Genomic DNA, 6,741 nt, shown 5'->3' with positions numbered 1-6,741 from the left:
ACCGCGGGAACCCGCCCGACGCACCGCAACTCGTCCCCTCGGTCGAGCGAGTGACCACGCTGACTGGCCGACCGCCCGGCACCGTCGTCGCCGACCGCGGCTTCGGCACCGCCGCCAACGACCGGGCGCTGGCCGAACTCGGCGTCCAGCGGATCGGCCTCCAACGCAAAGGAACACCGGGAAAGGCACGACGCGAGCACGAGCGCACCCGCCCGTTCCGCCGGATGCGGAACTGGAGAGTCGGCATCGAAGCCCGCATCAGCCACCTCAAACGCAGCTTCGGCTTCCGCCGCACCCGACTGCGCCGCCTGGCAGGCGCGCAGACCTGGACCGGACTCGGGATCTTCGCCTACAACCTCCACCGGATGACCGTCAGCAGCCCGTGAGGAAGCAGGCACCCCCGCCCCCGGCCCCGGAGCAAACGCGCAACAACCGGCGCCGACCAAGCCAAACACTTTTTCAGGAGCAAGTAGCTAGACGTACACGTCGTACGTCGTGCAGTAGTCCTCTCCGCAGCCCTTGATCTGGGCCCTGTCGAACGTGCCGCTGGGGCTGTTGAGGGTGATCTCGGTGTCGCTGTGACGCCATTCCCCCCACGCGTTGCCGTGGACACGAAGCCACACGTGGCCTGCACAACGGCCGTCACGGCGCTTGACCGCGCCGACTTTCGTGGTCTTGAGACCTACCTGGTAGGTGGTACCGCAGGGCCGGGTGAACTTCCCGGAGCCATCGTAGAACTTGACGCCGGTGTCCGGACGACCGGTGTCCGCGGATGCGGTGGCAGTGGCAGTGGCGAGCATGATGGCGGCGGCTGCGGCTCCGAGAGCTGTGGCGATGCGCTTACGCATTAGGTTCCTCCCCCGATTTGTGGTGCGCGCGTTCGGCGCGGTCAGTCAACCGGGGCCAACGTAGTGGGCCTGCCGCTCACGGCGTGCCTATAACTGTCCAGGGTGGGCCGAGGAGTACACAGGGGTCGGCCCGGGACACCGCGGTGTCCCGGGCCTTCATGGTGGGTGGGGCGCCAGGGTCCGCTTCCGGTCTGCGGCACCGGCCAGCACATACCGCCACGGACGGGGGCTGGACAACCCATCCCTGTACGTCCTGTACGTCGCCCCTAGCCAGCCGCGTCCTAGCCGTGGGGAGACAAAGCCGGGGACGACGCTGCCCAAGCCCGGGCGAACTGCTCGTGCAGTGGGAGCGGGGAGAGCAGGCGGCAGAACGGGCCGTACACGTTTTTGCCATGGGAGTCGGGGGCGCCGTACGAGGTGAGTTTGGCTGTCTCCAGGGGAGTGTGCGGGGCCTTGAGGTCGGTCCAGGGGCCGGGGACGAAGGCGGTGCGGCCCGCGCGGGGGCGTTTGGCGGTCTCGGTGAGGCCGGTTGCGGCGAGGGCGGACTGCGCGGCCTTGTGGCGGGCCGGGGACCAGGCGTTCCAGCGGCGGATGTTGCGGTCCGTGGGGTGGGCGAGGGTGAGGAGCTGGAGGTAGAGGGCGGCGGAGTCCTCGTCGAGGGAGAGGGTGGTGGCGACCTCGCCGACCAGGGCCGGGACGCTGAGCAGGGGGTTGGCTTCGTACGAGCCGGGCGGCACCGGGGTGGTGGTGGCGCGCCGGACCATGCGGGCCAGGCCGCCGTCCGGGGTGTAGAGCTGGGTCACGTCGGGGGTGGAGGCTCGGAGGAAGACCTGGCCGTGGGGGACGGTGACGACGAGGCTGCCGTTGTCGTACGCCGTCGGGAGCGTGTGATCGCCGGGCTGGTAGGGCCTGCTGCGCAGGTGGAACCGGCCTTCGTACGGCTTGAAGTTCGGGTCCGTCGCCACGGACGCGGTGAGGTCTGGGCGGGGGGTCAGGGGGACCAGGTAGGTCGGGGAGTCCAACAGGGTGCGCAGGTCTTCGTACAGACCGGTGGCCCAGGCGACGGACGGGTCGCCCACGGGGCGTTCGGTGAGCGCCCAGGCCAGGGCCGTCGCCGGGACCACGTGCGGCAGGTCATGGGGGTTGATCCAGGAGCCGGTCGTGCCGTCGGACTCGTCGTGGTGCAGGGAGAAGTGGCCTGAGACGCTGCCCTCGACCAGCGCGAACCCCTTGTCCTGGGCGGGGATCGCGGCGCCCGTCGCGAGGCGGTGGGCCCAGTCACCGGTGATGGCGAGGTCGGTCTCCAGGCCGTCGGCCAGGTCCTCGTCGACGTACGGGGTCCGCCCGACCAGGCCGTTCCAGGCATCCGCCATGCGCTCGGCGGCGGCGACCATGCCGTCCTCCGTCCACAGGCCGGGCAGCTCGGCGGCGTCGTCCGGCAGGCCTGCCGCGAGGACGGACAGGCGGCCGGAGGACCCGAGGCGGTAGCCGCCGTAGGCCCAGACCAGGCTCTTGCTCGCGTTGTACGGCGCCGACCGCAGCAGCTTCTCGTACTCCTTCCCGGCGCCGTAGGGCAGGCCGCCCAGCGCCAGGGCGGCGATGGCCCGCCGTACGCCCGTACGGCGGGAGAACGCCTCCAGCGCGGCGGGGCAGAGGGGCAAGGGGCCCTGGGCCGCGAGGAGTTCGAGCAGTCGGACGAGACGGGCGGAGTCGTCACGGGTGAGCGTGACGGCCCGGCACCCGGTGGCCTCCGCGGGTGCCGGGTCCGTGGCCCGCTGGACGAACCGCTCCCCGGCGTCATCCCTGACACCCGGGTCGTCCGGTGGACCGGATGCGATCACCCATCCCTCCGCCCGGTGCGCTGAGAGCGCGGGCGCCGGTGCCTGCCCCGTGCGCCAACTGCTGCCACGCTCCGCGAAGGGCTGTTCGCGCCAGGTCTCCAGCAAGGCCAGCAGACAGGACCGTTCGGAATCGGCGGTCGTGGACACGAGCGCTCGCCATGCCACCGCGTCGATCGAGCCGAGCAGCACGGTCCAGTCGATGGGCCGGGCCGGAGGCGCGAGTCGGCGGGTCTCGTCGTCGATCTCGCCGCGCAGATGGCGGCCGTCGGCGGCCAGGGCGGTGAGCATGGCGGGCCGCGGCTGCGGCCTGGGGGCCTTGTAGTGCCCGGGTTCGTCCCGCAGGCCACGCAGTGCGATGGTCAACTCCGTGTCCGGTGCGGGGTCCTTCAGCGTGACCGCGGGTCCGGACCGCATGATGCTCACGCGCCGGGAGAGCTCCTCACGGCGACGCCGCACGTCGGCGGCCAGTCCGACCGCGCGCAGCACGCCCTCACGGAGGTCAGAGTCCGTCAACTCCGGTATCAGCTCCGGCAGTACGTCGGTGAGGCCGGCTGAGGAGTCGAGGAGACTGCGTACGGTCTCGTCGGCGACCGTACGTAGCGCCGCCGAGGCCGCCGGGTCCCGGGGGACGAGGAAGTGCCAGTACGCGGGCGGGGGGAACGGCATGGGTCCGGCGGTGGCCGACGGCTTGTGCCGCGGGCGCTTGGGGTCCGGGAAACTGCGCACCTCCCACAGCAGCGAACCGTCTTCGACCGCGACGCACCGGACGTTGATCTGCTCCGCCAGTACGCCGTCCTCGCCGCCCTCGGGCAGTCGCAGGATGCCCCACGGGTCCTGGCCCTGCCGGGAGACCCGGTAGGTCGCCTCGCGCCCGTCGATTCCCTCCAGGACGAAGCGGTCGGGTGCGTTGTTCCGGTACTTCGTACGGAACAGCACCCGGAAGCCGACCAGGGAACCGGCCTGTCCCAGCGGCGACTCGGGGGCACCCGGCGGCATGGGGGCCAGGGAGAGGGTTTCCTTGAAGACCGCCGTGCCCGGGGGCAGGGTGCCTGTGCCGGGGAAGTCCGGCAGGGTGGTGTCCTCGGTGCGGGCGCCGGTGGCCGGGTCGAGGCGGGCCCAGCCGTCCCCGTACACCCTCGCACTCCACACCCGCTTGCCGTCCGACATCTGCAGTTCGTGGTCGTCGATGCCCTCGCGGCCGCCGGGGCGCAGCACCCGCTCGCCGTCGTGCCGGCCGTCACCGTCGGCGGTCTCGAACTGGAAGCCGAGGGCACCGTCGATGGAGCCGCCGTACGGCACCATTCCGATGACGTTCTCCGGCTCGAAGACCTCGTCGGGGGCGTCTGCCCAGAAGGCGTGGTTACTGCAGTAGGGGTTCGCGTCCGTCGTCCAGCCGACCAGGAACTTCCCGCCCACATAGTGCACGGTGTGCAGGGTCGCGTCGTCCGGGACGCGGAAGGTGCAGGAGGCGCGCCGGCCGGCGTGGTCGACGGCGATGGCCCGGTCACGGGAGTACAGCGTCAGCACGGGCCAGGTGCAGGTCACGGCCGTGATCTCGGCGAGGGGCAGCTCGGTGAGGGCGTCCTCCAGCGCGGGCCAGGACAGCTCCTCCGGCAGCCCGGCCCGCAGTGCGCGAGTCAACGGGCCGGTCAGGTCGAGGGAGGCGAGGGCCTCCTCGATGCCGTCCAGCGCGGTGGCGGTGGGTCGGTCGAGGAGGGTGGCGAGCTCGTCGACCGCCTCGTGCGCGGCGCCGAGCCCGCCGCCGCGCAGCGCGTCGAGCAGGTTGTTGATCCGGGTCAGGACTTCGGCGGCGATGCCCTCGTTGTCCGGCAGCCGGGTGATCGCCGTACCGCCTCCACCTTGGCCCCAATGCGGCCTGTGCAGGCCCTCATGAACCGTGCCCTCCAAACGGCGGCCGAACACCGGATGCGCGGCCACCGCCTTCAGATCGCGGCGCGAGTCGTCGCCCCAGAACCGCAGCAGGACCGTCTCACCCGGGTCGTGCACCTCGATGCCCTCGGCCAGGCAGGCGTCCAGCAGATCCGCATCGATATCGGTGTGGCGGCGCCACTTGGTCTCGTGCAGCCGCACCGGCTCGCCCGCCGCGCGCAGGCGCGGGGCGAACAGCGCCAGCAGCTCGAACAGCTCGGGCGGCATGGGCTGACGGCAGATACCACCGTACGGAACCTGTTGGTACGCGTACTCCCGGGTGAACCGGCTCAGCCAGGCGGGCAGCCCGCCCTCCGGGGTGATGCGCCCCGCCGCCACCGACTCGGCCGCTCCGCAGCGCAGCAGCAGACGCACCCAGGGGGCGCCGTCCGCCCGCGTCGGCGGGAACAGGTCCACCAGCACCGCGTTCACCGCGTCACCCTGCGGATGCTCCGCCAGTACGACCGCCGCCGCGTCCAGCAAGGCGCTCGGCACCGCCTTGCCGCGTGCCCCGCGCAGCGCCACGCCCAGCAGCCGGGCCTCCTCGTCCGTGCCCAGTCCCGCGGCCCGGGCGGAGGCACGGATCAGCTTGGCCAGGTCGGCGGGGAGGTCACCGGGGGAGGCCGCCCAGGCCTCCAGCAGCCGTACGAGCTCCTGGTGCGCCCGCTCCGGCGGCAGCGTTGCCGCCAGTCGGCGCTGCTGCGTCGTCAACTCCTTGGCGGGCAGCGCACCGGCCCGCGCGAACAGCAGCGCGTTCTCCCTGAGCCGGTCCATGTCCACGGGCAGCGCGTGGTCCTGCTCGGCCTTCCGTGCGAGGGCGTACGCGCGGCTCGCCTGCTTGGGGAACGACGGGCTCATGCGGTGGGCGAGGGAGTCCCAGAACGGTGGCAGGTGCGCCGGGGGCAACCGCCTTGCCCGCCACGTCATGTCCTCCAGAAACCGGCCCGGCTTCTCGTACGCCCGGAGCAGGCCCGACTCGACCACCTCCATCAACTCGCGCGCGGCCGGCTCGGCGCCCGCGTCGTGGACGAGGACCCAGTCGACGTACGGCACAAGGGAGTTGGGCTTTGGAGGCAGCGTGACGGTCATACGGAAGATCCTGACACGCGCCACTGACAGTCACGGGCGGCGCACTGGACATCACCGGCGATCAGTTCGCCGGCCAGGGTGAGGCATGCCCCACCTCGACTTCGCTTGCCGCCGCTGCGGCTTCCCCGGCGACATCTTGCAGGTGGTAATTCGGTGTTCTGGCCGCCGCAGTACCGCGATCATGGGACCGGATACGTCCGCAACCCATAAGGAATCGCTCGCCATGCCTGTGCCTGCCGACCCGACGGTGCTCGATCCGATGCCTGAGCAGCCGCGGGTGGTGCTGCTCAAGCCGCTGGTGAAGTCCCCGTTGATCGAGGTCGGGGAGTACTCCTACTACGACGACCCGGAGGACCCGACGGCGTTCGAGACGCGCAACGTGCTCTATCACTACGGACCGGAGAAACTGGTCATCGGCAAGTTCTGCGCGCTGGGGACCGGAGTGCGGTTCATCATGAACGGCGCCAACCACCGCATGGACGGCCCCTCGACCTTCCCCTTCCCCACCATGGGCGGCTCGTGGTCCGAGCATTTCGACCTGCTCACCGGCCTGCCGAATCGGGGGGACACCGTCGTCGGCAACGACGTCTGGTTCGGCTACGGCACGACGGTGATGCCCGGCGTGCGGATCGGACACGGCGCGATCATCGGCTCCGGCGCCGTGGTCACCACAGATGTGCCCGACTACGGGATCGTCGGCGGCAACCCGGCCCGTCTCATCCGCACCCGGTACAGCGACAAGGACGTCGCCCGGCTGCTGGCGGTGGCCTGGTGGGACTGGCCCGCGGAGCACATCACCGAGCACGTGCGGACGATCATGTCGGGCACCATCGCCGGCCTTGAAGCCGCCGTCCCGGAGGCCCGTCGCATGTGAGCAGTACGGGAGTTGCCGGCGTGGACGACTTGGCACCGCCGCCGGACACCTCCGTACAGACGCCGTGGTGATTGCAGTGCCCGGCAGCCCGGCAGCCCGGGAGGCGGGCTGGGCCCAATGCCGTGACTCTCAACTTCGGCTGGACATACGGGCGTTCACC

The 6,741-nt window shown here is 71.4% G+C and carries 4 protein-coding genes; 2 read left to right on the top strand and 2 right to left on the bottom strand.

The window, feature by feature from the left end:
- Positions 1–386, top strand: a 386-nt coding sequence (locus G6048_RS02920) for a transposase (RefSeq protein WP_165337808.1), incomplete at its 5' end; no start/stop codon positions are given.
- 87 nt (positions 387–473) lie between these two features.
- Here the strand turns inward: G6048_RS02920 and G6048_RS02915 are convergent.
- Positions 474–848 (bottom strand): hypothetical protein, encoded by a 375-nt coding sequence (locus G6048_RS02915; protein ID WP_165337807.1) that lies wholly within the window; start codon positions 846–848, stop codon positions 474–476.
- A gap of 281 nt (positions 849–1,129) precedes the next feature.
- Positions 1,130–5,707, bottom strand: a complete 4,578-nt coding sequence (locus tag G6048_RS02910) for a hypothetical protein (protein ID WP_165337806.1) — start codon at positions 5,705–5,707, stop codon at positions 1,130–1,132.
- Positions 5,708–5,930: 223 nt separating this feature from the next.
- On the opposite strand from G6048_RS02910, the gene G6048_RS02905 reads away from it, so the two are divergent.
- Positions 5,931–6,581, top strand: a complete 651-nt coding sequence (locus G6048_RS02905; RefSeq protein ID WP_165337805.1) for a CatB-related O-acetyltransferase — start codon at positions 5,931–5,933, stop codon at positions 6,579–6,581.
- Positions 6,582–6,741 lie beyond the last annotated feature (160 nt).

It is taken from the genome of Streptomyces ureilyticus (assembly GCF_011045025.1).
Classification (GTDB): domain Bacteria; phylum Actinomycetota; class Actinomycetes; order Streptomycetales; family Streptomycetaceae; genus Streptomyces; species Streptomyces ureilyticus.
Note: the sequence above shows the minus strand (reverse complement) of the source record. Positions and strands in the feature narration are given on the sequence as shown.

Bases quoted from the DNA above. Each gene is read 5' to 3' on its own strand.
- G6048_RS02910 (WP_165337806.1), bottom strand. From the start codon at position 5,707: ATGACCGTCACGCTGCCTCCAAAGCCCAACTCCCTTGTGCCGTACGTC.
- G6048_RS02915 (WP_165337807.1), bottom strand. From the start codon at position 848: ATGCGTAAGCGCATCGCCACAGCTCTCGGAGCCGCAGCCGCCGCCATC.
- G6048_RS02905 (WP_165337805.1), top strand. From the start codon at position 5,931: ATGCCTGTGCCTGCCGACCCGACGGTGCTCGATCCGATGCCTGAGCAG.